A 22048-nucleotide genomic window follows, 5' to 3' on the forward strand; every position below is an offset into this window, starting at 1 on the left:
CCTCCGGCATCGAAAAAATTGCGGTAACATTTTATTTTCGTTAATCCAAATTAAACCTTTGATAATGAAACCCGTACGTGGGCCTGCTTTTAAACTCATACTTGCAGTGCTGCTATTGGCCGCGTTAATAATTTGTGTGATAATTTATTATAACCGGCGCATCGCAATGATAGCGCATAAGCTAAAGCAAACGTCAGTGTTGATAGACCGCTACAATCTAAAAGGCGATAGCCTCATTATGACCCATACGGCCTGTACTAACACCTACAGCTACAAATTAAAAAAGGTAAATTGATATTGGGTTGGCAGGCGCGATGCATAATAAGTTGCTGTAAAGATCGCCCGTAGATTTAACTCACCTGACTATCGCATCGCCCGGTCACCCTCTATTTTACAAACAAAAAGGGAAAGAAAAGCAAATTTTCCTTCCCCCTTTTTGTTTTTCAGCAAGTACTATCCTACAAAACAGTAGCTGCACTTATGCTCCTGCGCACGGCCAACGGCCCATACGCCTGATGGGGCCACCATTACGCCGGGCAACAGGGCTCTTAGCCATTCACTTTTTACCTCGGCAGGGTCAAGGTTCATTTTTTGGGCCATTACTGCGGTCATTACGGTTACGGCAACATCGCACACGCAAAACATTACGCCATCAGCTTGCAACTGGTTTATGCCGATTTCAACTTCACCTATTCCTGGTATTTTAAAGTCGCCTTTGGCGGGCTGCCAGTAGGGGTTGCGCTGGGCGGTAGCGTTGGTGGTGGGGTCGTCTATTTTAAAGGCGGTACCCAGGTTGTATTTTTTCCAGATGCTGCTGTCAAAAGCAAACGGGATGGCGTTATGCCGTAATACCACCACCACACCACAGTCAGACGCGGGCGTACCAGTTTTTGAATTGGTTATTAAAAACACGCGCGGCCATGCAAAGGGCATCATGCCTTCGGGATGGGTGGCATCATAAACAATACGGTGCGAGCCTTTTAGTTTGCTAAACCACTCGTCGGGGGTGAGGTCGCCGGTACTTTTATTGGCGGGTGGTGCTGCTGTTTCGGCATTTAAACCGAGCGGTAGTACTGCTGCCATGCCCAGCGCAGCAGCGCCGGCGGCGAGTGTGCCGATGAAACCACGGCGGGGTGTAAGGTGTTTGTTGTTGCTTTCCATTTTCGTGAGGTTTTTAGATAAATGATTGGTTATGTTAAAGTTATTTGATTAGGATGGGATTTGCAACAGCGCAGGCGGCGTTACCCTGTTATTATTGAAAATGCCAAACGTCCCGAGGGGACGAAAAAAGGCCGCATTTGCGTTCCAGAGGAACGCCTCGTCGGTAGAAATGCAAATTCAATATGAGTTTTACGTTCCGTAGGAACGTTTCGTGCTATCGAAGACGCTTTTTACGACCTGCTTTGACCGCATTTTAGACAATCGATTTTATGGGTTAACTTAAATCTCTGACGGACCCTTTGGAGACAAAAAATGGTCCCCTATCATGACACCGCTGCAGGAGATAAAAATTCCGTACATTTAATATTTTTAGGGAACATATGCCGGGTCAAAACTTTTTTTCGATAGCTGGTAATCCACAAAACATTCCTGACTTTCCGGAGGATGATAGTACCCTGGCATATACCCGGGCAATTACGCTGCAAACCATACACAACCTGTATAAACAAATAAAACAACAGGTAGCCACACGCTTGGGCTTAACCTTTATCAACCCAAATGAAGCAACCGGTGAAGTTTGTTACGCCAATGAGCCGGGCCTGCGTCTGGAGTTCAGGCAAAGTTTTACTGCTACAGACTTACTGTATTATATTTATGCCGCACTGCAAACCCAGACTAAACAAAATGGCGGGTTTTTAAAAACAGGTGTTGTCGAAATACCTTACCCAACCAATGTGGATGATTTTTGGAAGATGGTTCAAACCGGCAGTCGGTTACGATAACTCTCACAAGGGACAGACCCTACCCTATTTCAGATCTGTGGAGTGCAGCAATTTAATTTTCCACTTTCCGCCTTGTTTTACCAGGGCGGCGCTTTCCAACCATTTTACGGTGCGGTGTAATTCGCCAATTGTTACTTCGGCAGTGTTGTAATAAACAACCCAGGCTGCATCACCAATTTCATCGGTCTTAACTAAGTCGATTTTATTTACCCGTTTAAAGTTTTTGCCTTTCAGGGGCGCCAGGCCTTTCGTAAGGGAATCTGCATTTAGCACCTGTGCGTGTTCAACCAGGGTAAAATCGGTGGTGAGTTCGGCCCTCATCGCGGGATCGTCCAATGCAGCAATCGCATCAAAAAAACGCATAACCGTGGCCTGCGGCGATGTTGGGGTGACTAAATTTTGTGCAAATGCCGTAAGACTTATTAAGAAGGTTGCAAATACAATGATGAGTGTTTTCATAAAGGGAGTTTGCCGGTTTACGTACCCGGAATACAGATAATAGCGGCAAGTTAAAAAAATAGCACTAACGGGGCAAATTGAGGAAAGACATACTCCCCACCGCATCGCCTTTCTGATTTCGGACTTCCGACTTCACATCCGCTTAAACACCGACATAAATAGCGCTGGGTTGCCGCTGGTATCAAATGCTTCAGGATAGCTGTCGCCTTTCAGGTTGTAGCAAATGGTAAGCTGGTCGTTTTCGTATTTGTAAATGGCGGTAAAATGTTTACCGGTGTTTACGCCTTCCTTGCTGTAAATATCCATTTTGTTGCTGCCTTCGGTATAGCGGCAAATGCCTTTGTCAACGCTTTCGGCGGTAAAGGTGTAGGTGCTGTCGGCAATAACCAGCTTTTGTGTGCCGAATGATGCCGGCGGCAAGGTCATTTTGCCCATGGTTTCTTTAACGGGCACCCAGGTACCGTTTAATTTGCCAGTTTGTTTTGCGCTGCCGATGTTGAGGATAAGCAGCGAAATAATTGTTATAAGGCGCATATATTTCTGTTTTAAAGCTGGTTACACCAATCTAAATTACAAAAACAAAGCAAAGTTCAAAAATGTAAAATAACTTTTACAGCCTACTTTACCGTAAATACGGCACCATCGGTAAATCCCTTAAAATCGGTGTTTAGCTGCCGCGATACCAACTGCAGCGAATCGTTATTGCGCCTTACTTCCAGGTAATGGAACATCGGCTTGTAATTTGCCGACAGATCAGGTGTTACGGCATTAGCATATAAAGGCTGGTGCAGGCCTCCCCCGCCGCCAATCACCATAAAAGTTTTGCCCTGCATATTAAACCGCTCGAAGTTATGCGAGTGGCCGCTCAGAAACAGCACGCATTTTTTTGAGTTGATAAAAGCCGGCAAAAAGTTTTGCCGCACCTCCATCGATGGTTTTACTATTTTGCTATTGGTATAGGGCGAGTGATGACAGCCCACTATCACAAATTTAATGGCGGCGTCGGCATCCAGCTTTTTGATGGTGGTGCTGTACCAGTTATCCTGCGCCAGTATTTGCGCAGTGGTCATTTTAGCAAAGTTGGAGTTGAGCAATACCACGGCAACAGAGTCGATCACTTCGGTATAACCGGCCGGGTTATACATGGGGAACCGGGTCTGGAAGTTTTTAGTGCCGCGGCCCGCGTTTAACATTACCTCGTGGTTGCCCAGCGTGGCGTATACAGGGATGCAGTCGTCTGTACATTGTTTAAGGTAGCTGTCAATCCTGGCCCACTTTTTTGTTTTGTAGCCAAGCGAAACCACATCGCCCAAAATAAACATACCGGCGGGGCGCAGCGTGTTTACGTCCTTAAAAATCATTTCGGTAGCCTTTTGGTTGTGGTTCGATTTAAGGAGCAGTTTTTCAACCCACATCGGTTCCTGCGTGTCGCTGGCAAAGGCAATTACAGGCTGCGTTTGCTGGGCAAACGCCCGGCCTGTAGAAAAAATGAGTGCAAAAATAATGAAGAGCCTGCGCATGAGGTAAATAACGAAAAAATTGACGGAATAGTTTATTGGTCATTAGGTCATTAGGTCATTAGGTCATTAGGTCATTAGGTCATTAGGTCATTAGGTCATTAGGTCATTAGGTCATTAGGTGAAGTTGATGTTGATGGTATTGTTTTATCAAATTTTATATTTTTAGCGATGCACACGGCGACAGGTGCAGCGTCTTTCGGACTTTCCCGACTTTCGGACTTCGGACTTCCGACTTTCCGACTTCTTTACTATCTTGCCCGATTACAAATATCCACATATGCCACAACTTTGCTGTATAGGCCACATCACCAGCGATAAGGTAGTAACCACGCGCAACACCATGCACATGGCAGGTGGCACTGCCTGGTATTTTTCGTGCGCGCTTAGCCGCCTGCCGGTCGACTACCTGCTCGTAACCGCCCTCGCGCCTGCCGAAATGCACTACGTAGCCGATTTGCGCAACAAAGGCATCAGCGTACAGGTGCAGCCCAGCGCCCACACCGTATACTTCGAAAACATATACGCCCAAAACCAGGACGAACGCACCCAAAACGTGCTCGCCACCGCCGACCCGTTTGATGGTGAACAATTTGACAATGTCGACGCCGAAATGTATCACTTTGGGCCATTGCTGGCGGATGATATCAGCACTGAACTGATAAAAACCCTTGCTGCCAAAGGCCGTGTAAGTATCGACGTACAGGGTTACCTGCGCGAGGTTATCAATCAAAAAGTGCACCCTACCGATTGGCCCGCCAAAAAAGAAGCTTTGCAATATGCTGATATTGTTAAAGCTGATGTTGCCGAACTGCAGGCCCTAACCCATTGCGAAAGCGCGAAAGATGGCGCAAAAATGCTTGCCGGGTGGGGAGTGAAAGAAGTGGTGATAACCAACGGCAGCCAGGGGTCGGTAATTTATAGTGACGGCCAGTTTTATACTATCCCGGCTTATCCGCCGGTAAACCTGGTCGACGCTACGGGCTGCGGAGACACTTATTTGGCGGGCTACCTTTACCGCCGCCTTAAGGGCGATGATATTCAGCAGGCAGGCGAGTTCGCTGCCGCCATGGCCAGCCTGAAAATGGAATCAGCCGGCGCGTTTTTGGGAACTGAGGACGAAGTTGTTGGAGTTTTGGAATCGAGAATAAGTTAACAGGACATATGGAAGCAAACGGTCAAAAAGTATTCGACGACTATGTTGTTAAACAAGATGAGCAGTTTAGACCTTGCTTAACTGAGCTTCGCCGTATCATACTTAATATAATGCCCGCAGCCGAAGAAAGCTTTAGCTACCAGGCACATTGCTTTAAACACGTTTATATGCTGGTGGGTATTGGCGTTACCAAAGAATTTTGCAGTTTATATACCATGAGCCCTCCCCTGGTAAAAAGCATGAAAGATGAACTTAAAGACTATAAAGCTTCGGGTGCTACCATCCACTTTAAACCGGCCGAGCCCTTGCCCCTTGCCATTATTACCAAAATAGTGCTGGCCCGGGCAAAAGGAAATGAACTGCTTGCATTAAGTCGCGGGAAAAAATAAATCTGCTTAGCAATTTACATCCAAGCTTACATTAAAATATTTGATTAACTGAATATCACCATAATACTTGATGAAAGCACGCGTATTTTGTGGTTTCGCGTCAGCAGAGAAGCTTCGGAATAAATCCGAAAACGCTGCCGGGCTGTGTGCCGGACAGAGCATAGGAACTTTTTGCATCCAGGGTCTGTGCTGGACAGGGTAGTCCGGCAAAAAGATTCCAGCCCGCAGCGTTTTTGGATTTGTGTGTGAGAGGCCTTGTGCGCAAAGAAGCATTTCTGCTGACTTGATTTTTTGGGTTACTTTTTGTATCAAGACAAAAAGTAACAGCCTCCGCGGCAATTGAGCGGGGTAATCGCTAAGTTCTAAAAAGAAATAAAACTTCGGAGCTACTCGTCACTCATCACATATTTTTTGAGGGTTAGCCCTGATTTAGATTCGCCAGCGCAAAACACTCCCTTATCAGCAAGGTATGCTGATAATAAATTTGCTATAAATCCCAGGCTCCGACTGTACTTCAATTTTCCCGGCCATTTGCGTAATTGCATCTTTAACCAGGTAGAGTCCCAACCCCGTACTCTTTTTATTATTACCGGACATGTAAAATTTATCAAAAATGCGTTCCTGGTCTCTTTGCCGTATTCCCAGCCCGTTGTCCTCAACCTCAATTATTGCTGTTGTTTCCTGCTGATAGGTTTTCACTTTTACCCACTGCTCGTCTTTTTTTGGATCGCAGTACTTCATTGCGTTAGATACCAGGTTGCTTAATATTACCTGCAGTTTCAGCGCATCGCTATCAATTCTGTTCAGCGCCACTTCTTTATATATCTGGATCTGCTTACTGCCATTTCGATAATGATTCTGTGCTATCACATCATTAATAATCGACGCCAGGTAACATTCCTTTTTAACAAAGCCAGTATGTTTGCTTTGGATGAACAGCATCATTTCATTTACAAAATGGTCCTGCTTTTCAAGACTTTCCTTCATCATCAATATGTACGCTTTAATTTGCTCAATATCCGATTCCTCATCAATCAGGTCTATTAAACCAATAAGCGCAACCAGCGGCGCCCGCAAATCATGTGTTACGTTAAAAACAAACTTATCCAGCCCTGCATTAATTACCTGCAGGCTTTCGTTCTGCTCAATTACCTTTTTCTGGGAGTTAGCAAGCTTGCTGATCATGATGCCAGCGTATGATAGCGAACTTCCCAAAATAACCAGCGTAATAAAAATATTGGCCAGGAATATGTACAAATTTATGCTGCGGCAAATTGCACCAAGTGCATCAGAAAACGCTTTCTCCTTAACCGTCAGTTCTGCCGAAATACCCGTAATTGAAAGAATAAGAGACTTCTTTCTCACCGCCGGCATTTCGCCTTTCATCATTTCGGCATGCGCTTGCAAGCCAGTCTGGTGCAGCCTGTTTACCAAAACATCGCCTTCCTGCCATATCTGAATTATACTTTTAAAACTAGGCAGATCCTTGAAATTTCTAAAAAGCCATATCAGGTTGTCAACATCCTCGGGATGATTTTTTCCCCGTAAAAAACCTTCCTCTGCCAACTGGTAGTTATCGCCTGATGTCAGCGCCATCCGGGCATCATGGTCGCCCTTAGGTACGCTGATCTCCCACTCAAAAGCAGTATAATCATCTTTATTCCCGAGAAAAATATAATTGATCAGGTGGGCCGACGCATCTTTTTGCCCCTTGGAATATTGCGACTCGCCGTTGATATAAGCCCTTGCTGCAGATAATGTTTTGATAGTATAAAAATTCATCACTATCATTATAGCCGACGCCACAACCACTATCAACAATAAAACAAAAGAAGTTTTTTTGAATAACAGTTTCAGACCGGCTACAAACGATTTAGGATTCTCCCTCACAATAAAAAATATTAACTGTTATCAATAGTTGTTTTTAAAATATATTTAAAATACATCTCAAAAAAAATCAGCCCGGTTAATCTTTAAATGCTTTTATAAACCGGGATATTGAATTGTAAAAAGGGTTAAATAAACCAAACGATTTATAAAATTTGCTTTATAAAATTTAATAAGGTTTTAATATTTTATTACGTAAAAGCTAAAACATTAGTTTCACTTTGGCTAACTATTTTCTAAAAATTAGTTTGCTGTTTGCCAGTGTTGACATCTAAAAAGCCAGTAAAATATTGATAAAAAAATTGCTGCCCAACTTCTGCCGAATTTCTGGTAAAAACGAACAGGTAAGTATGCAGCAATTAGTTAGCACCCCAAAGGCATGTAACCTCCGGCGCTATATTTATTTATTGAAAACGATAGCCTTTATTTGGTTAAAACCACCACATCAGGCCCGCTAGCTCGGGTATAAACCACGTTTCCATTATAGGTTACAGAGTTTAACACCAGGAAGGAACAGCAACCCGGGGTTTTGCCGGTTTTAAATAAAAGTAAATCCTGGGGTTTATCGGCTAACTGCATAGTTACGGTATCAACCGGGCCGCTTGGGGGCACAAAAATATTAAACTTCTTTCCGGCACTGTCAACCCTCAAAAAAACAGAATCGGGTTTGCCGTTTATTATATGCCGTAATTTCAGCTGGCCAATTTTGTACTTAGGCGAAGGAGCAAAAAACAAATCTTCGCCGGTAGTTTTATCAACTATCCTAAAGTTAATATTTGGCAATACCGTGGCAATTGCAGGGCACGGGCCACATTTGTTGGTTGAATTTGAAGTACAGCCCATTAGAAGCGCTGAAAGCAGCATGATGCCGGTAATAGAGTAAAACAATGGTTTCATATTTCGCTAATTTAAATTTTCAGTTGGTTAATTAACAATACGGTCGCCCGGGAATAAACGCAACAACCGCCGGCAGATACGTTTAAAATTTGTTTGTTTATATTTCCCAATAAACCTTACCTTGTAACATCCTGATTATTATGAAGAGAAAAACTTTTATCCAATTAAGCGCTACCTTAATGGCAACACCACTTGTATCACCATTTAATTCATTAGCTTCCCAACCACGGCTAAAAAACTGGGCTGGTAACCTCACCTTTAGTACCGGCAATGTCTTTTACCCAAAAACAGTTGAAGAAGTACAGGCACTGGTAAAAAAGCACAGCAAGATAAAAGTACTTGGTACCCGCCACTGTTTTAATAACATTGCCGACAGCACCGACAACTTACTCTCGACAAAGGAACTAAATAAAGTAATTAGTATTAGTGCCGACCAAAAAACAGTAACCGTTGAAGGTGGTATAAAATATGGAGAGCTTGCCCCTTACCTGCATCAAAAAGGCTATGCGCTGCATAACCTGGCTTCGTTGCCGCATATTTCTGTAGCGGGGTCAATCACCACCGCCACGCATGGATCAGGCATTAAAAACGGGAACCTTGCTAGTGCAGTTACCGGGTTGGAAATTGTAATTGCAGATGGAAGCATCGTTCAGCTTTCAAAAGATACTGACCGTGAAAAGTTCAATGCCGCTGTTGTCGGCTTAGGCGCTTTAGGCGTAATTACCAAAGTAACGCTCCAAATTCAGCCTACTTATATGGTGAGGCAAAATATTTTTGTTGGCCTGCCCATGGAACAGCTGAGGATACATTTTGAAAAAATACTATCGGCGGGTTATAGCGTAAGTTTGTTTACCGACTGGCAAAGCAATAACATTAACGAAGTTTGGATAAAAAGCCGCGTTGGGGTTGATAGTGATAAAGTATTGCCCGAGTTTTACGGGGCAAAGGCAGCAACCAAAAACGTGCACCCAATTATAGCGCTCGATGCAAAAAACTGTACCGAACAAATGGGGGTACCGGGGCCATGGCACGAAAGGCTGCCCCATTTTAAAATGGGTTTTACACCAAGCAGCGGCAAGGAGCTGCAATCAGAATATTTTATTCCGTTACATCATGCCCTCCAGGCAATCCATGCCATTCACCGCCTGGGTAAACAAATTGGCCCGCACCTGTTTATAACCGAAATACGCACCATAGCAGCCGACAATTTATGGATGAGCCCATGTCATAATCAAACATCTGTTACCATTCACTTTACCTGGAAACAACAAACAGCCGCAGTACTAAAGCTGCTGCCAATAATTGAGCAAGAGCTTGCACCTTTTAACGCAAGACCGCATTGGGGAAAGATATTTACTATAGAGCCAAAAACACTTGAATCACGCTACGAAAAACTCGCCGGCTTTAAAAAGCTCGTAGCTGAATACGACCCCAATGGTAAATTCAGGAATGGCTTTTTAAACCACAATATTTACGGGTGAGGAAAGAGTCAAGAATCAAGAGCCAAGAGTCAAGAGTCAAGATAGGTTCGTAGGCCATTCAATTCGTGAAATTCGTCTTAATTCGTGGAGTTCGTGTCAATCAATAAAAAAGGCCTTGAAATTACTCTCAAAGCCCTTGATATTAAACAATTGTAATGTTATTATTCGCCGCCGGCGTGATCATGCGTAGCTTCCTCGCGGAATAGCTTAGCGCTGAAATAGTCGTTATTCATACGGCTGATGTTGGTCATCTTAATTTCCTTAGGGCATTCAGCTTCGCAGGCGCCGGTATTGGTGCAGTTGCCGAAGCCTTCGGCATCCATTTGGGCAACCATGGCCTGTACACGGCTGTAACGCTCAGGTTGGCCCTGTGGTAACATACCCAGCTGAGTAACTTTAGCAGACACAAACAACATAGCCGAGGCATTTTTACAAGCAGCCACGCAGGCACCGCAACCAATACAGGTTGCTGAGTTAAACGCCTCATCAGCTATTACCTTTGGGATAGGGATCTCGTTGGCATCAACGGTAACGCCGGTATTCACCGAAACAAATCCACCGGCCTGCTGTATCCTGTCGAATGCTGACCGGTCAACCGCGAGGTCTTTAACAACCGGGAAAGCGGCCGCGCGCCATGGCTCAATCACAATGATCTCGCCATCATGAAAGGTACGCATGTGCAGCTGGCAGGTAGTAATGGCGTTTTTTGGCCCGTGCGGGTGGCCGTTGATGTACAACGAGCACATACCGCAAATGCCTTCGCGGCAATCATGGTCAAAATGGATAGGCTCCTCACCTTTATGGATCAGGCTTTCGTTAACCACATCCAGCATTTCAAGGAACGACATGTCCGGCGAAATACCTTCAGCTTTATAGGTAACGAATGCACCCTTGATGTTTGCATTTTTTTGACGCCATACTTTCAGCGTCAGATTCATATTTCCAGTACTCATTCTATATTAGATTTGAGATGTATTTTATTTTTATGCGATTTTGTCTCGTTCACAAAACTCAATCAACCACTATTTATAACTACGTTGGGTAAGGTGCACAAATTCAAAATCAAGCACTTCCTTATTCAGCACTTCCGGTTGATTATCTCCTTTGTACTCCCAGGCAGCAACGTAAGCAAAGTGCTCATCATCGCGCAATGCCTCGCCCTCTGGTGTTTGTGATTCCAAACGGAAGTGTCCGCCGCAGGATTCTCTGCGTGCCAGGGCATCATCAACCATCAGTTCGCCAAGCTCCAAAAAGTCAGCAACACGGCCAGCTTTTTCAAGCGATGAGTTTACTTCTTCATTATCGCCTAAAACTATGGCATTCTTCCAAAAGTCGGCCCTTAAAGCGCTGATCAGTCCTTTTGCTTTGGTCAAGCCGGCTTCGGTGCGCGCCATACCGCAATATTCCCACATAATAAGGCCAAGCTCACGGTGGTATTCATCTACAGTTTTAGTGCCTTTTAAGGCCAACAACTTATTGATGTAGGCAAGCACATCCTGTTTTGTTTTTTCAAAGGCAGGGTGCTTAACATCAACTGGTTTGGGCCCTATGGTAGCGAGGTAGTCGCCCAGGGTGTATGGAATTACAAAGTAACCGTCGGCCAGCCCCTGCATCAATGCCGAAGCGCCGAGGCGGTTGGCGCCGTGATCGCTAAAGTTACATTCGCCCAAAGCATAAAGTCCTGGTACGTTTGTGCTTAAGTTATAATCAACCCAAAGGCCACCCATAGTGTAGTGTACAGCAGGGTAAATACGCATAGGTTGTGAGTAAGGGTCCTCATCAGTAATTTGATAATACATATCAAACAGGTTACCATATTTGGCAGCCACTGCATCTTTACCCAAACGGTTTATTGCATCGGCAAAGTCAAGGAATACCGCAATGCCCGATCCGCCTACACCACGACCATCGTCAACCATTTCCTTAGCGTTGCGTGATGCCACGTCGCGCGGAACCAGGTTACCGAATGATGGGTATTTTCTTTCCAGGAAGTAATCGCGGTCGTCCTCTTTTACCTGGGCGGCGGTTATTTCCTTTTTACGAAGCTTCTCAGCTATTTCTTTTGTTTTTGGTGCCCAAACCCTGCCATCGTTACGTAACGACTCAGACATCAACGTTAATTTAGACTGATGATCGCCGGTTACCGGGATGCAGGTAGGGTGGATCTGCGTATAACATGGGTTGGCAAAAAATGCACCGCGTTTGTGTGCGCGCCATGCGGCAGTAACATTTGAACCCATTGCATTGGTTGAAAGGTAAAATACGTTACCGTACCCTCCTGTTGCCAGCAATACAGCATGGCCGCTATGGGTTTCAATTGCGCCATTGATCAGGTTACGGGTTACAATACCTTTGGCATGCCCCTCAATGGTAACTACATCCAGCATTTCGGTGCGGGTGTACATCTTAACCTTACCCAGGTGTATCTGGCGGTTTAATGCTGAGTAAGCACCCAATAATAGCTGCTGCCCTGTTTGGCCTCTTGCATAAAATGTACGCGATACCTGTGAGCCACCGAATGAACGGTTATCCAGCAAGCCGCCGTATTCGCGGGCAAATGGAACACCTTGTGCTACGCATTGGTCAATAATATTTACAGATACTTCGGCGAGGCGGTAAACGTTTCCTTCGCGGGCACGGTAATCACCACCTTTAATGGTATCATAAAACAGGCGGTAAACGCTGTCGCCGTCGTTCTGGTAATTTTTGGCTGCGTTTATACCGCCCTGCGCAGCAATAGAGTGGGCACGGCGCGGGCTGTCCTGGAAACAAAATGCTTTCACATTGTAGCCCAACTCAGCCAACGATGCCGCTGCTGCTCCGCCTGCCAAACCGGTACCTACAACTATTACATCGTATTTACGCTTGTTCGCCGGGTTAACCAGCTTTAAGTCAAATTTATGCTTGCTCCATTTTTCGGCCAATGGCCCTTTTGGGATTTTTGCATCTAAAGTCATCTCTTATATCTGTTTTGAGAACCAAGGATCAAGAGTCAAGAATCAAGATAAACCTGAAAAAATCGTCCGTTTACTTAGCCCTGTTTTTGCATTTTTTTAACTAACTCCAAATGTCTTTTGTCCTGACTCTTGGTTCTTGACTCTATTTACCTGTACTCTGCAGGTAATACACCACCGGCATTGCTGCAAACCCTATCGGGATAATTACCGCGAATAGCCAGGTGCCAATTGAATAAACTATAGGTGTGTATTTCCGGTGAACCCAGCCCAGCGTGCGGAATGCGCTCTGGAAACCATGCAGCAGGTGGAATGAAACCGCGAACATGGCTATCACATAAAATATCACATATAATAAGTTGCTGAAGCTGTTTGCTACACGTGCATGCAAATCTTTCACCCTTACAATTTCAACATTGTTTTCAACCGATACACTTTTTTCGAAATCGGGTGTTACCGGGTTGTAGGCAACCGAGGTTGTTTTGTCAGTAGCAAGGTCGGTACGGTATTCTTTATAAACTATCTTGTGGCTGTATTTGTAAGCAAACCAAAAGTCGCTCATGTGTATCACTATAAACAAAAACAAAATTGAGCCCAGCAGCCCCATGTTTTTCGACGACCAGGTTGCCGGCGATTTGTTTACCGTTGCATACGATACCGGCCTGGATTTGCGGTTTTTAATAGTCAAGATCAATGCATACAGCGCATGCACCAAAATGGAAAGATAAAGCAGGTAGGCAATAACTTCTATCGGCGGGAAGTGTGTTAAGAAGTTGGCGTACAGGTTAAAGCCAAAACCATCATCGTTTCTGAACAGCAGTAGGTTGCCGCCAAGGTGTACAATTAAAAACGTACACAAAAACAAGCCCGTTAAAGCCATTATCAGCTTCTTCCCCAACGATGAGTTAAAGGTTTGTTTGAATTCGCTCATTATATGTCAAGATTTATTTCCGCAAAAGTATTTATTAAATACTAAAAGATATTAATGGAAGCAGCTTATTGAGTATGAAATAACTATTTAGAAACGTTCTAAGTTGATGGTTGTAGATTAGTGATTAGCCGCTAGGCGGGTTAAAAATAATTGCTATTTTCGAATCTTATTCCTGAATCAGTTAACTATCATCAAAATGAAGTTCCCCTGCATTATTTTATTAGCACTATTAGCCGCCGGCTGCAAAAAACAGGCAAACGTTGAATTTTCCGGCAACATACCGGGCCTGAAAGCCGGCGTATTTACCGTTAAAACACTTGGAGACAGCACCGTTTATGGTGAAAACATAAAAGACGGAAAGTTTGCCATCCCGCAAAAACACTTGGGGCATCCGGGCTATTTTAAATTGAACGTTACCGATGATGCCAAAAACGACGGCCATAACCCTTTCGAGGTTTACCTGGAAGACGGGAAATACACCATTGAGGCAAAGGCCGATGAGCTTTACAAATATCCTAAAATTACTTCAACCTCAAAAATACAGGAGCAGCTTTCAATGTTCTACACACTGGCTGATAACATGAGTGCCGAAACGCAACTACAAATTGTAAAGATCAACAAAAACCTCACCGAAAACGTAAATAAACTGTCGCCCGATGCATATACTGCACTGCTGACCAAACTACAGGAGAATCAATCAAAAATGCGCGATGTTGACGCAACTGCGTTTAAACAGTTTTTAAAACAATATCCGCAAAGCGAAATCAGTGCGCACATTCTTTCGAAGTTAGATTATGAGGGCGACCCGGTTACCTATTATGCAATTTATAAAAGCCTTAGTCCTGCTGCCCAAAGCAGCGAAGACGGCCAGGAAATTGGCGACAAACTGAGCCACATGATAAAACTGGTGGCCGGCAAACAGGCACCAGCCCTTGAAGGTAAAACGCCTGATGGCAAAACATTCGACCCCAAAATCGTTCATAAAAAATTGATCGTGGTTGATTTCTGGAAAGCGGGTAATGAATTCAGCCGCAAAAACCACGACCAGGTAAAATCGCTGCTGGCACAGGATGGAATAGGAAAAAATGTTGAATTTATAAGTGTATCGCTGGATTCCAAATCAGACTGGTGGACAACTGCCCTGAAAGACGACAAGCTGACCTGGACCCAGGTATCAGACCTAAAAGGCAACGACTCGCCCAACGCAGCCAACTACAACATCACCGAAATACCAACTTATTATTTACTTGATGGACAGTGGAATATTATTGTGCCGAAAATTCCGCTTAAAACTTTAGAATTTGAGATATCGCAGTATTTGAAGAAGCATTAGTAAAAATTCACCGGCCGCAGGGCCCTTTTTTTGAGAGCCCTGCGGGAACGGAATTGTAGGTCAATGCCGTACCAACCTAAATTTATGAAGGGGGATATAATTACCGCTCACTGTTTCAAGAACTTTAAGGTGTGCTTCGAAATCACTTTTGCGGACGTCACTTTCTTTAATTCTAAAATTGTAACGCGTTTCAAATCTGTCGGGACCGTCGTAACCCGCCGAAAGTTCATAATATGGGTTTTCCTTTGTTGGAGAAGTGTCAGTCAAAATCGATACGTGCACTTTTGAGCGCATGTTCTTTTTTAATTGCCTGCCTAATTGCTGTACCTCCGGCAAATTAAATAACTTATCCATTAAAACATCTTCGGTACTTTTCGCCTGAACATTGCTATTATATGGAAGAGTATTTACAATATTGTTATTCGATGAAAACATCGCAGGAAAAATGAACAGGAAGAAAAGGTAAACCGTCCTCATCAGCTTTACAATACAATATTTCTACAACCCATTCGCCCTAACGGTAATCTCGGCAATATCAAGCACCTGTATTTCCTGTTCCTTATTTTCATGCTTAACGCCATCGCGCAGCATGGTCATACAAAACGGGCAGGCGGCAGCAACAACCGTGGCTTTACTTTCCAGTATATCGGCCATGCGCTCCACGTTGATGTCTTTGTTACCTTTCTCGGGTTCCTTAAACATTTGCCCCCCCCCTGCGCCGCAGCACAGGCCGTTGCTTTTGCAGCGTTTCATTTCAACCAGGTCAGCATCCAAAATTTCAAGCGCTTTTCGGGGCGCTTCGTAAACGTTATTGCCGCGGCCAAGGTAGCATGGGTCGTGGTAGGTTATCTTTTTGCCTTTAAAGCTTTCGCCACCTTCGGCTTTTAGTTTGCCTTCGTCAATTAGCTGCTGTATCAGCTGCGAGTGATGGATTACTTCGTAGTTGCCACCCAGGCCAGGGTATTCATTTTTTATGGTGTTAAAGCAATGCGGACAGCCGGTTACTATCTTTTTCACCTCGTAAGCATCCAGCACCTGGATATTGGCCATAGCCTGCATCTGGAACAAAAACTCATTACCAGCACGTTTGGCCGGATCGCCCGTGCAGCTTTCTTCGGTGCCAAGTACGGCAAAGCTTATGCCTACATGGTTCAGTATTTTACAGATATCTCTTGTTATCCGCTGTGCGCGCTCGTCAAAACTGCCGGCACAACCCACCCAAAACAATATCTCGGGCTGTTTACCTTCGGCAGCCATTTCGGCCATAGTTGGAATATTTGGGCTCATTATTTGTGCTTTTGTTTACAACCTAACCAATTGATTCATTGGCCTCTGTTATAAACTCGTTTATACTTTTATAATTTAAAAATGCTATCGCTGAATTGATAGTAGTTAATTGGTTAAGAATGTCGATCGCTAAATTTAATGCATTACTTTCGTTTCCAAACATATTAGCATCCCAGTTAACTCCTGCCAAAACTTCTTCATTAGCCATTTCAACACACCAACTTTCTAAAAATTCAGCTAATGGGATTTGCGTCGGAACATATCCTTTCCATTCATTTGTTGCGCAGGCTTTCGCATAGGCCCGGTCTGACCAAAACGGAATTACACTAATTTCATCGTTTTCAGTTGAAGTTAAGTTTGCCCAGCCGTGTTTATCCTTCAATCCCCACACAAGTTTTGATGCAGAAACCCTTTCAATAAATAATTTGTACTTGTTTTCTGTTGTTGCAGTATCCTGTAGCATTTTTCTTCTTCTTATTTATCGATGCCCGCATCTGCCCAGTTAAATCTATCTGCTGCGCTATATTTCCATGGTGCGCCATTATTCTCCACGTTACCAAACATATTGTTAATGCTTGCCGGCGCCTGCGATTCTTCCATCACCGCGTAGCGGCGTAGTTCCGTTATTATTTCAAGCGGGTTAATGTTCACGGGGCAGGCCTCAACACAGGCATTGCAGGTGGTACAGGCCCAAAGCTCTTCGCGGGTAATGTAGTTATCAAGCAGGGTCTTATCGTCGGTATAATCTTTACCATGCTTGTCGATGTTGTTACCCACCTCCGTTATCCTGTCGCGGGTATCCATCATTATTTTACGGGGCGATAGCAGTTTACCCGTAATATTAGCAGGGCAAACCGAGGTGCATCTTCCGCATTCGGTACAGGTGTACGCCTCCATCAGGTTTTTCCAGGTAAGGTCGGTTACGTCTTTTGCGCCAAAACGCTGCGGTTCGCCGGTTGTTTCGGGCACAAAGGAAGGATCAAGCATTGCCTTTACCTCACCTGTTACCGAAGCCATATTCGTAAACTCCCCTTTCGGGTGCAAGTTGGAGTAATAAGTATTGGGAAAAGCCAGCAGGATATGAAAATGCTTTGAATAAGGCAGATAATTTAAAAATGCAAGTATACCTATGATATGAAACCACCAGCAGCCACGCTCGATTAGTTCAAGCCCAGCGGCGCTATCCGGCAGTAGCGGATTAAGCAACGAACTCACCGGGAAACTGCCTGCTTTTATATAGTGCCCGAAATTTAGTAATTGTAGCTTATGATCGGCGGCGTTCATGGTTAAAAAGGCGGTCATTAATAGTATTTCGATGATAAGAATATAATTAGCGTCCGATTTTGGCCACTCGGTCATCTCTGTGCCGCTAAAGCGTTTAAGCCGAACAATATTGCGCCGGCATAAAAAAACCACGCAGGCAGTAAGTACCAAAATAGCCAGGAACTCAAATCCGCCAATAAGCAGATCATACAGCCCGCCCAGCGGCTTTGAAAATATGCGGTGCGAGCCGAAAATACCGTCGATCATTATCTCCATTACCTCCAGGTTGATGATGATAAAGCCTACATAAATAAAAAAGTGCATTACGGCAGCCAGCGGCCGTTTAACCATTTTGGTTTGGCCAAGTGCAATTTTCGCCATCGTTTTCCAGCGCAGGGCTGGGTTATCCGAGCGATCGGCAGGGCGTCCAAGCAAAATATTGCGCCTTATTTTGCCAACGTTTTTGCTGAAAAGATAAATGGCCGCAGCCAGGATGATGATAAACAATATTTGTGCAATCATTATGCGTGCATAGTAATTTTTTCAAAGTTATATTTATTGTTGTAAAGATAAAATGGAATTAATTGATTCGGGCGAATTAGTTATGATTAGTTGATTGAGTGGAACAGGTTGAGTGACGAGTATTCCTTATTTTCAACCAAATCATTCCAGTTCAGCTTAATTAATTCTATACATTTTCAGCGACTTACATCTTTTTTAAAAAAAAATCACCCTAAAATAAAAAAAACGCTACATTTGCAGTCCTTAAACGGTCGGTATCATAGCTCAGTCGGTAGAGCAAAGGACTGAAAATCCTTGTGTCGCTGGTTCGATCCCAGCTGATACCACTAAAGCCTCCTGGAGAAATCCGGGAGGCTTTTTAGTTACTGACAAAAATCCAGCATTGCTAAATTCAGGATATTATGGATGTTATTCACGTTCCGGAAGCTGTGGCAGCCCACCAAAAAATTATTGGCGGCGAAATTTCCTTTGTCAATTACAGGGATACAGGCGGTCCCTTCCGCAGCCGGGTGATGTTTAGCTGCTATGCTTTTAGTTTTATTCAAAATGGGCAGAAGCGGATTTACAGAGCTGGCGAAAGCCGGGTACTCTCACCCGGGTACGGGATGCTGATACCCGAGGGCAACTCGATTATTACAGAACACAGCGACAATGCCGAAAGATACAACAGTGTGCTCGTTTTTTTTCCGGCCCGTGTAGGCAAGGCGTTTATTGCAGCTCATAAACGCAAAACACCAAGCCAGCCCGACAGGCCGCCATACATCCATTTTACAACCAACGCGTATATTGACGAATACATCAGGAACGTCAAAAACCTGATTGATTCGCAACAAACATTATCCGAAGAAATGGCTGCGTTAAAAGTAAATGAATTGCTGACCGCAATTTATGAAATGGCACCAGGCTTACTTACAGGCATATTTGGCGCTACGGAAAGCGTACCTCTGGCGGTGGTAGTTGAAAACAATCTATTCAATAACTTAAACCTGGAAGAATTGGCTTTTCTTGCAAACCGCAGCCTGTCCTCCTTTAAACGCGATTTTGAAAAAGCCTATGGTATATCGCCTCAACGCTACATCCGCAACCGCAAGCTGGAAGTTGCCTGCGCCGAGCTCATAAAAGGCACAAGCCCCAGCGACTTGTACCTGGCTTATGGCTACGAAAATTTATCCAACTTCAACACTGCCTTTAAGCGAAAGTATGGGATAACCCCGGCTGCATTCAGGCAAAGCGCCTAAACTGGGCTTTTCTCACTACTCTTTTGAACTTTCTGCAATAACAGGGCGGGTAAGTAATCAGCAATATTTGCTGCATGAAAACATTATTTTTTACCGCAATAGCGTTATTTGCCTTTACAATATCCTACGGGCAAACCTTTACGCTAAAAAGCGCTGATTTAGGTGGCCAGTTCACCAATGAGTTTGTGGCCGGAAATTTTGGCTTCAACGGCTCGAACAAATCGCCGGAGTTGAACTGGCAAAACGCCCCATCCGGCACTAAAAGCTTTGCCATAACCATGTACGATATGGACGCTCCTTCAGGCAGTGGTTTCTGGCACTGGGTGATGGTTGATATCCCGGCCGGTGTGCTCGAAATAAAACAAGGCGCCGGCGATGTAAAAAGCGGCCTGGCGCCGGCGGGCAGCTTGCAAAGCATTAGTGATACCGGCCAGCCCGGATACCAGGGGCCATGCCCCGGCGAGGGCGAGGCACCCCACCACTACCTTATAACCGTATACGCTTTAAAAACAGAAAAACTGGGGACTACAGTTAATTCAACCGCCGCATTGTCAGGCTTTTTGCTTAACAAACAGGCTTTGGCAAAAGCTTCTCTTGTAGTATATTGTAAGCGTTAAACCTGGCGTCAAATCGAAAATAAAGAGATGAAAGAACGTATACATTCGATCGACATCGTCCGTGGATTGATCATGATCATTATGACCCTGGACCATACCCGCGATTTCCTGCATTTCGCCGGGCCATCGCCGCTTGATATGCAAACAACAACGGTTATCCTGTTTTTTACCCGCTGGATAACTCATTTTTGTGCGCCCACTTTTGTCTTCTTAGGCGGCGTATCGGCATACCTCGCAGGGCAACGGCGGACGAAAAAGGAATTGAGCATTTTCCTGTTAAAAAGGGGCGCATGGCTTATCCTGTCTGACATGTTGATCATCAGCCTGCTGTTTTCGTTCGATTTGCAATACCACATGCTGATACTGGAAGTACTGTGGGCAACCGGGTTTGGTATGATAATCCTTGCTTTATTACTCCGTGCACCTATACAGGTAATAGCCTGCTTTGCTGTTATCATCATATTCGGCCACAACATACTCGATTATCTGCAACTGCCACAAACTGGCGTAGCAGGCGGGTTAACTAAGTTATTTTTATCGGCTAAGGGTGCATTTATTCCACTAAGTACCGGCCGGGCGATAATTGTGTTATATGCTGTATTGCCATGGACTGGCGCCTTACTGCTGGGTTATACTTTCGGCTCGCTTTATAAAAACGGGTACGATGCAACAAAACGCCAACGTATATTACGCCTGTCGGGCATTTCGGCAATTGTATTGTTTATTGTGTTAAGACTGTTTAATCACTACGGCGACCCATCGCAATGGGCAACACAACGGAACACGGCACGTACCATATTATCTTTTATAAATGCTACCAAGCAGTCGCCTTCACTCCTGTTTTTCCTGATGACGCTTGGGCCGGTTATGGTACTGCTGTCCTTTACCGAAAAAGCCGGCAACCGATTGGCTGAATTTTGCCGGGTGTATGGAAATGTACCTTATTTTTATTTTATAGTACATTTAAGCATTATCAGGCTTCTTAATATGATACTTGTGCTTATATCAGGCCTGCCGATAAAATCCGACGGTTCGCCGATAGTGTGGCAGGTACAGGGTTTTGGAATCCCGTTGTGGGAAGTGTACCTATTCTGGATAGGCGTAGTATCAATATTATATTTTCCCTGCCGCCGGTATGGCAACTACAAACGAACGCATAGCCAATGGTGGCTGTCGTATGTGTAGCCGGTAGCATTCACGCTTGCTTTTCCGTTGATTTTAATGCACCCATCGAAGATTGCGGGGTGACCCTGCTTTGCCCGGTTCAGGGCTGGCTTGATACATCTATGTCAAAAAATCACACCTAAAATTAAAAACATAATACACTTATTGATCATCCACGAAGTGGAGAACTATGCCGCATGGAAACAAATATTCGACGATGCCTCAGGAATTAGAAAAGCGGCGGGAGAAATATCGTACCAGATTTTTAATTACTATGACGAACCAAATAAAATCGTCCATTTATCAATATGGGATGATAAACAAAACGCCGAACAATTTTTCAACTCTCCGCAACTGGTAAAAATAAGGGCTGATGCAGGTGTAAAATCTCCCGAATTTATCTATTTGGATTTACTTGAAGCGGGAGTATTATAGCCCAGGTTATTTTATTAATGCATCCTTTCTAAAAAAATCAAACATGAACGCAATATCACCAGAAACCTACCGGATTGAGAATGCAAGTACCGCCGACCTTGAAGTTATCTATTGGCTGTTTGAAGAAGCTATTAGTTACCAAAAAAAGAACAACTATGTTGGCTGGAATAGTTATGATAAAGATTACATAAAGCGGGATATTGAGAACAAACTGCAGTTTAAAATAGTAAGCGACGATACTATAATGTGCATTTTCAGCATTTGCTTTACTGATGAATTAATCTGGCGCGAAAAGGATAAAGGCGATGCTATTTATTTGCACAGGGCTGTAGTTAACCCGGCATTTAAGGGGCAAAAAATGTTTGAAAAAATATTAAACTGGATTACCATATTTGCCAATAAAAAAGGATTGCGATATGTCAGGATGGATACATGGACAGCAAACCCGCACATTATTGAATATTACAAAAGCTACGGCTTTGTTTTTTTAGAAAATTACACAACCCCAAACACGCCCGACCTGCCCGAACAACACCGCAACCTTACAGTAGCATTGTTAGAATTTAAATTGTAAT

Annotated in this window: 24 protein-coding genes and 1 tRNA gene; 12 read left to right on the forward strand and 13 right to left on the reverse strand. The window is 44.3% G+C overall.

The genetic code is table 11. The features are described from left to right. The first annotated feature begins 64 nt into the window (after positions 1-64). A complete protein-coding gene (locus NAF19_RS00780) occupies positions 65-295 on the forward strand; it encodes a hypothetical protein (protein ID WP_252787832.1) in 231 nt (76 codons plus the stop codon). Positions 296-453: 158 nt separating this feature from the next. On the opposite strand, the gene NAF19_RS00785 is transcribed toward NAF19_RS00780, so the two are convergent. Then, on the reverse strand, positions 454-1161 hold the full coding sequence (locus tag NAF19_RS00785; RefSeq protein ID WP_252787833.1) for a hypothetical protein: 708 nt from the start codon (positions 1159-1161) through the stop codon (positions 454-456). 380 nt (positions 1162-1541) lie between these two features. Between NAF19_RS00785 and NAF19_RS00790 the strand changes: the two genes are divergently transcribed. Further along, complete coding sequence (locus NAF19_RS00790) at positions 1542-1943, forward strand: type ISP restriction/modification enzyme (protein WP_252787834.1); 402 nt, start codon at positions 1542-1544, stop codon at positions 1941-1943. 24 nt (positions 1944-1967) lie between these two features. Here the strand turns inward: NAF19_RS00790 and NAF19_RS00795 are convergent, their stop codons facing one another. From NAF19_RS00795 to NAF19_RS00805, 3 genes are all read right to left on the reverse strand, one after another. Then, positions 1968-2402, reverse strand: coding sequence for a nuclear transport factor 2 family protein (locus NAF19_RS00795; RefSeq protein WP_252787835.1), 435 nt, complete (start codon positions 2400-2402; stop codon positions 1968-1970). Between the two features lie 132 nt (positions 2403-2534). Further along, on the reverse strand, positions 2535-2936 hold the full coding sequence (locus NAF19_RS00800; protein ID WP_252787836.1) for a TIGR03067 domain-containing protein: 402 nt from the start codon (positions 2934-2936) through the stop codon (positions 2535-2537). Positions 2937-3019: 83 nt separating this feature from the next. Continuing rightward, complete coding sequence (locus NAF19_RS00805; protein ID WP_252787837.1) at positions 3020-3922, reverse strand: metallophosphoesterase family protein; 903 nt, start codon at positions 3920-3922, stop codon at positions 3020-3022. A 277-nt stretch (positions 3923-4199) separates the two neighbouring features. Between NAF19_RS00805 and NAF19_RS00810 the strand changes: the two genes are divergently transcribed. Then, positions 4200-5075, forward strand: a complete 876-nt coding sequence (locus NAF19_RS00810) for a PfkB family carbohydrate kinase (protein ID WP_252787838.1) — start codon at positions 4200-4202, stop codon at positions 5073-5075. An 8-nt stretch (positions 5076-5083) separates the two neighbouring features. Beyond that, on the forward strand, positions 5084-5464 hold the full coding sequence (locus tag NAF19_RS00815; protein ID WP_252787839.1) for an iron chaperone: 381 nt from the start codon (positions 5084-5086) through the stop codon (positions 5462-5464). A gap of 459 nt (positions 5465-5923) precedes the next feature. Here the strand turns inward: NAF19_RS00815 and NAF19_RS30670 are convergent, their stop codons facing one another. Together NAF19_RS30670 and NAF19_RS00825 are read right to left on the reverse strand one after the other, a co-directional pair. Next, positions 5924-7354: a sensor histidine kinase gene (locus NAF19_RS30670; RefSeq protein ID WP_252787840.1), complete on the reverse strand. Its 1431-nt coding sequence runs from the start codon at positions 7352-7354 to the stop codon at positions 5924-5926. Between the two features lie 420 nt (positions 7355-7774). After that, positions 7775-8248 carry a hypothetical protein gene (locus tag NAF19_RS00825; protein WP_252787841.1) on the reverse strand — a complete coding sequence of 158 codons (474 nt, stop codon included), beginning with the start codon at positions 8246-8248 and terminating at the stop codon, positions 7775-7777. A gap of 140 nt (positions 8249-8388) precedes the next feature. On the opposite strand from NAF19_RS00825, the gene NAF19_RS00830 reads away from it, so the two are divergent. Next, positions 8389-9729, forward strand: coding sequence for an FAD-binding protein (locus NAF19_RS00830; protein ID WP_252787842.1), 1341 nt, complete (start codon positions 8389-8391; stop codon positions 9727-9729). A gap of 161 nt (positions 9730-9890) precedes the next feature. On the opposite strand, the gene NAF19_RS00835 is transcribed toward NAF19_RS00830, so the two are convergent. From NAF19_RS00835 to NAF19_RS00845, 3 genes are all read right to left on the reverse strand, one after another. Further along, positions 9891-10682, reverse strand: a complete 792-nt coding sequence (locus tag NAF19_RS00835) for a succinate dehydrogenase/fumarate reductase iron-sulfur subunit (protein WP_252787843.1) — start codon at positions 10680-10682, stop codon at positions 9891-9893. 69 nt (positions 10683-10751) lie between these two features. Further along, positions 10752-12686 (reverse strand): fumarate reductase/succinate dehydrogenase flavoprotein subunit, encoded by a 1935-nt coding sequence (locus NAF19_RS00840; protein ID WP_252787844.1) that lies wholly within the window; start codon positions 12684-12686, stop codon positions 10752-10754. A gap of 142 nt (positions 12687-12828) precedes the next feature. Further along, positions 12829-13614, reverse strand: a complete 786-nt coding sequence (locus NAF19_RS00845) for a succinate dehydrogenase cytochrome b subunit (RefSeq protein WP_252787845.1) — start codon at positions 13612-13614, stop codon at positions 12829-12831. Positions 13615-13810: 196 nt separating this feature from the next. On the opposite strand from NAF19_RS00845, the gene NAF19_RS00850 reads away from it, so the two are divergent. Further along, complete coding sequence (locus NAF19_RS00850; RefSeq protein ID WP_252787846.1) at positions 13811-14947, forward strand: TlpA family protein disulfide reductase; 1137 nt, start codon at positions 13811-13813, stop codon at positions 14945-14947. Positions 14948-15007: 60 nt separating this feature from the next. Here NAF19_RS00850 and NAF19_RS00855 read toward each other — a convergent pair whose 3' ends face one another. Genes NAF19_RS00855 through NAF19_RS00870 form a run of 4 tightly spaced genes read right to left on the reverse strand, consistent with a single transcriptional unit; the run spans position 15008 to position 18019 of the window. Continuing rightward, positions 15008-15424, reverse strand: a complete 417-nt coding sequence (locus NAF19_RS00855) for a hypothetical protein (protein WP_252787847.1) — start codon at positions 15422-15424, stop codon at positions 15008-15010. Between the two features lie 21 nt (positions 15425-15445). Then, positions 15446-16234 (reverse strand): (Fe-S)-binding protein, encoded by a 789-nt coding sequence (locus NAF19_RS00860; RefSeq protein ID WP_252787848.1) that lies wholly within the window; start codon positions 16232-16234, stop codon positions 15446-15448. A 22-nt stretch (positions 16235-16256) separates the two neighbouring features. Beyond that, a complete protein-coding gene (locus NAF19_RS00865; RefSeq protein WP_252787849.1) occupies positions 16257-16697 on the reverse strand; it encodes a DUF2750 domain-containing protein in 441 nt (146 codons plus the stop codon). 11 nt (positions 16698-16708) lie between these two features. Next, a complete protein-coding gene (locus NAF19_RS00870; protein ID WP_252787850.1) occupies positions 16709-18019 on the reverse strand; it encodes a 4Fe-4S dicluster domain-containing protein in 1311 nt (436 codons plus the stop codon). A 253-nt stretch (positions 18020-18272) separates the two neighbouring features. On the opposite strand from NAF19_RS00870, the gene NAF19_RS00875 reads away from it, so the two are divergent. From NAF19_RS00875 to NAF19_RS00900, 6 genes are all read left to right on the forward strand, one after another. Next, positions 18273-18345, forward strand: a tRNA-Phe gene (locus NAF19_RS00875). Between the two features lie 75 nt (positions 18346-18420). Then, complete coding sequence (locus tag NAF19_RS00880) at positions 18421-19257, forward strand: helix-turn-helix domain-containing protein (protein ID WP_252787851.1); 837 nt, start codon at positions 18421-18423, stop codon at positions 19255-19257. A gap of 74 nt (positions 19258-19331) precedes the next feature. Next, complete coding sequence (locus NAF19_RS00885) at positions 19332-19874, forward strand: YbhB/YbcL family Raf kinase inhibitor-like protein (RefSeq protein WP_252787852.1); 543 nt, start codon at positions 19332-19334, stop codon at positions 19872-19874. 27 nt (positions 19875-19901) lie between these two features. Beyond that, a complete protein-coding gene (locus NAF19_RS00890; protein WP_252787853.1) occupies positions 19902-21059 on the forward strand; it encodes an acetyltransferase domain-containing protein in 1158 nt (385 codons plus the stop codon). A 144-nt stretch (positions 21060-21203) separates the two neighbouring features. Continuing rightward, the gene (locus NAF19_RS00895; protein WP_252787854.1) at positions 21204-21473 is read left to right on the forward strand and encodes an antibiotic biosynthesis monooxygenase; all 270 of its coding nucleotides are present in this window, start codon (positions 21204-21206) and stop codon (positions 21471-21473) included. Positions 21474-21516: 43 nt separating this feature from the next. Further along, positions 21517-22047 carry a GNAT family N-acetyltransferase gene (locus tag NAF19_RS00900; protein WP_252787855.1) on the forward strand — a complete coding sequence of 177 codons (531 nt, stop codon included), beginning with the start codon at positions 21517-21519 and terminating at the stop codon, positions 22045-22047. The last annotated feature ends 1 nt before the right edge of the window (position 22048 follow it).

The organism is Mucilaginibacter flavidus, from assembly GCF_024055575.1.
GTDB classification, from domain to species: Bacteria; Bacteroidota; Bacteroidia; order Sphingobacteriales; family Sphingobacteriaceae; genus Mucilaginibacter; species Mucilaginibacter flavidus.

What these genes read in the sequence shown, in the direction of transcription:
- NAF19_RS00780 (WP_252787832.1), top strand. Translation starts at nt 65, where the DNA reads ATGAAACCCGTACGTGGGCCTGCTTTTAAACTCATACTTGCAGTGCTG.
- NAF19_RS00785 (WP_252787833.1), bottom strand. Translation starts at nt 1,161, where the DNA reads ATGGAAAGCAACAACAAACACCTTACACCCCGCCGTGGTTTCATCGGC.
- NAF19_RS00790 (WP_252787834.1), top strand. Translation starts at nt 1,542, where the DNA reads ATGCCGGGTCAAAACTTTTTTTCGATAGCTGGTAATCCACAAAACATT.
- NAF19_RS00795 (WP_252787835.1), bottom strand. Translation starts at nt 2,402, where the DNA reads ATGAAAACACTCATCATTGTATTTGCAACCTTCTTAATAAGTCTTACG.
- NAF19_RS00800 (WP_252787836.1), bottom strand. Translation starts at nt 2,936, where the DNA reads ATGCGCCTTATAACAATTATTTCGCTGCTTATCCTCAACATCGGCAGC.
- NAF19_RS00805 (WP_252787837.1), bottom strand. Translation starts at nt 3,922, where the DNA reads ATGCGCAGGCTCTTCATTATTTTTGCACTCATTTTTTCTACAGGCCGG.
- NAF19_RS00810 (WP_252787838.1), top strand. Translation starts at nt 4,200, where the DNA reads ATGCCACAACTTTGCTGTATAGGCCACATCACCAGCGATAAGGTAGTA.
- NAF19_RS00815 (WP_252787839.1), top strand. Translation starts at nt 5,084, where the DNA reads ATGGAAGCAAACGGTCAAAAAGTATTCGACGACTATGTTGTTAAACAA.
- NAF19_RS00825 (WP_252787841.1), bottom strand. Translation starts at nt 8,248, where the DNA reads ATGAAACCATTGTTTTACTCTATTACCGGCATCATGCTGCTTTCAGCG.
- NAF19_RS00830 (WP_252787842.1), top strand. Translation starts at nt 8,389, where the DNA reads ATGAAGAGAAAAACTTTTATCCAATTAAGCGCTACCTTAATGGCAACA.
- NAF19_RS00835 (WP_252787843.1), bottom strand. Translation starts at nt 10,682, where the DNA reads ATGAGTACTGGAAATATGAATCTGACGCTGAAAGTATGGCGTCAAAAA.
- NAF19_RS00840 (WP_252787844.1), bottom strand. Translation starts at nt 12,686, where the DNA reads ATGACTTTAGATGCAAAAATCCCAAAAGGGCCATTGGCCGAAAAATGG.
- NAF19_RS00845 (WP_252787845.1), bottom strand. Translation starts at nt 13,614, where the DNA reads ATGAGCGAATTCAAACAAACCTTTAACTCATCGTTGGGGAAGAAGCTG.
- NAF19_RS00850 (WP_252787846.1), top strand. Translation starts at nt 13,811, where the DNA reads ATGAAGTTCCCCTGCATTATTTTATTAGCACTATTAGCCGCCGGCTGC.
- NAF19_RS00855 (WP_252787847.1), bottom strand. Translation starts at nt 15,424, where the DNA reads ATGAGGACGGTTTACCTTTTCTTCCTGTTCATTTTTCCTGCGATGTTT.
- NAF19_RS00860 (WP_252787848.1), bottom strand. Translation starts at nt 16,234, where the DNA reads ATGAGCCCAAATATTCCAACTATGGCCGAAATGGCTGCCGAAGGTAAA.
- NAF19_RS00865 (WP_252787849.1), bottom strand. Translation starts at nt 16,697, where the DNA reads ATGCTACAGGATACTGCAACAACAGAAAACAAGTACAAATTATTTATT.
- NAF19_RS00870 (WP_252787850.1), bottom strand. Translation starts at nt 18,019, where the DNA reads ATGATTGCACAAATATTGTTTATCATCATCCTGGCTGCGGCCATTTAT.
- NAF19_RS00880 (WP_252787851.1), top strand. Translation starts at nt 18,421, where the DNA reads ATGGATGTTATTCACGTTCCGGAAGCTGTGGCAGCCCACCAAAAAATT.
- NAF19_RS00885 (WP_252787852.1), top strand. Translation starts at nt 19,332, where the DNA reads ATGAAAACATTATTTTTTACCGCAATAGCGTTATTTGCCTTTACAATA.
- NAF19_RS00890 (WP_252787853.1), top strand. Translation starts at nt 19,902, where the DNA reads ATGAAAGAACGTATACATTCGATCGACATCGTCCGTGGATTGATCATG.
- NAF19_RS00900 (WP_252787855.1), top strand. Translation starts at nt 21,517, where the DNA reads ATGAACGCAATATCACCAGAAACCTACCGGATTGAGAATGCAAGTACC.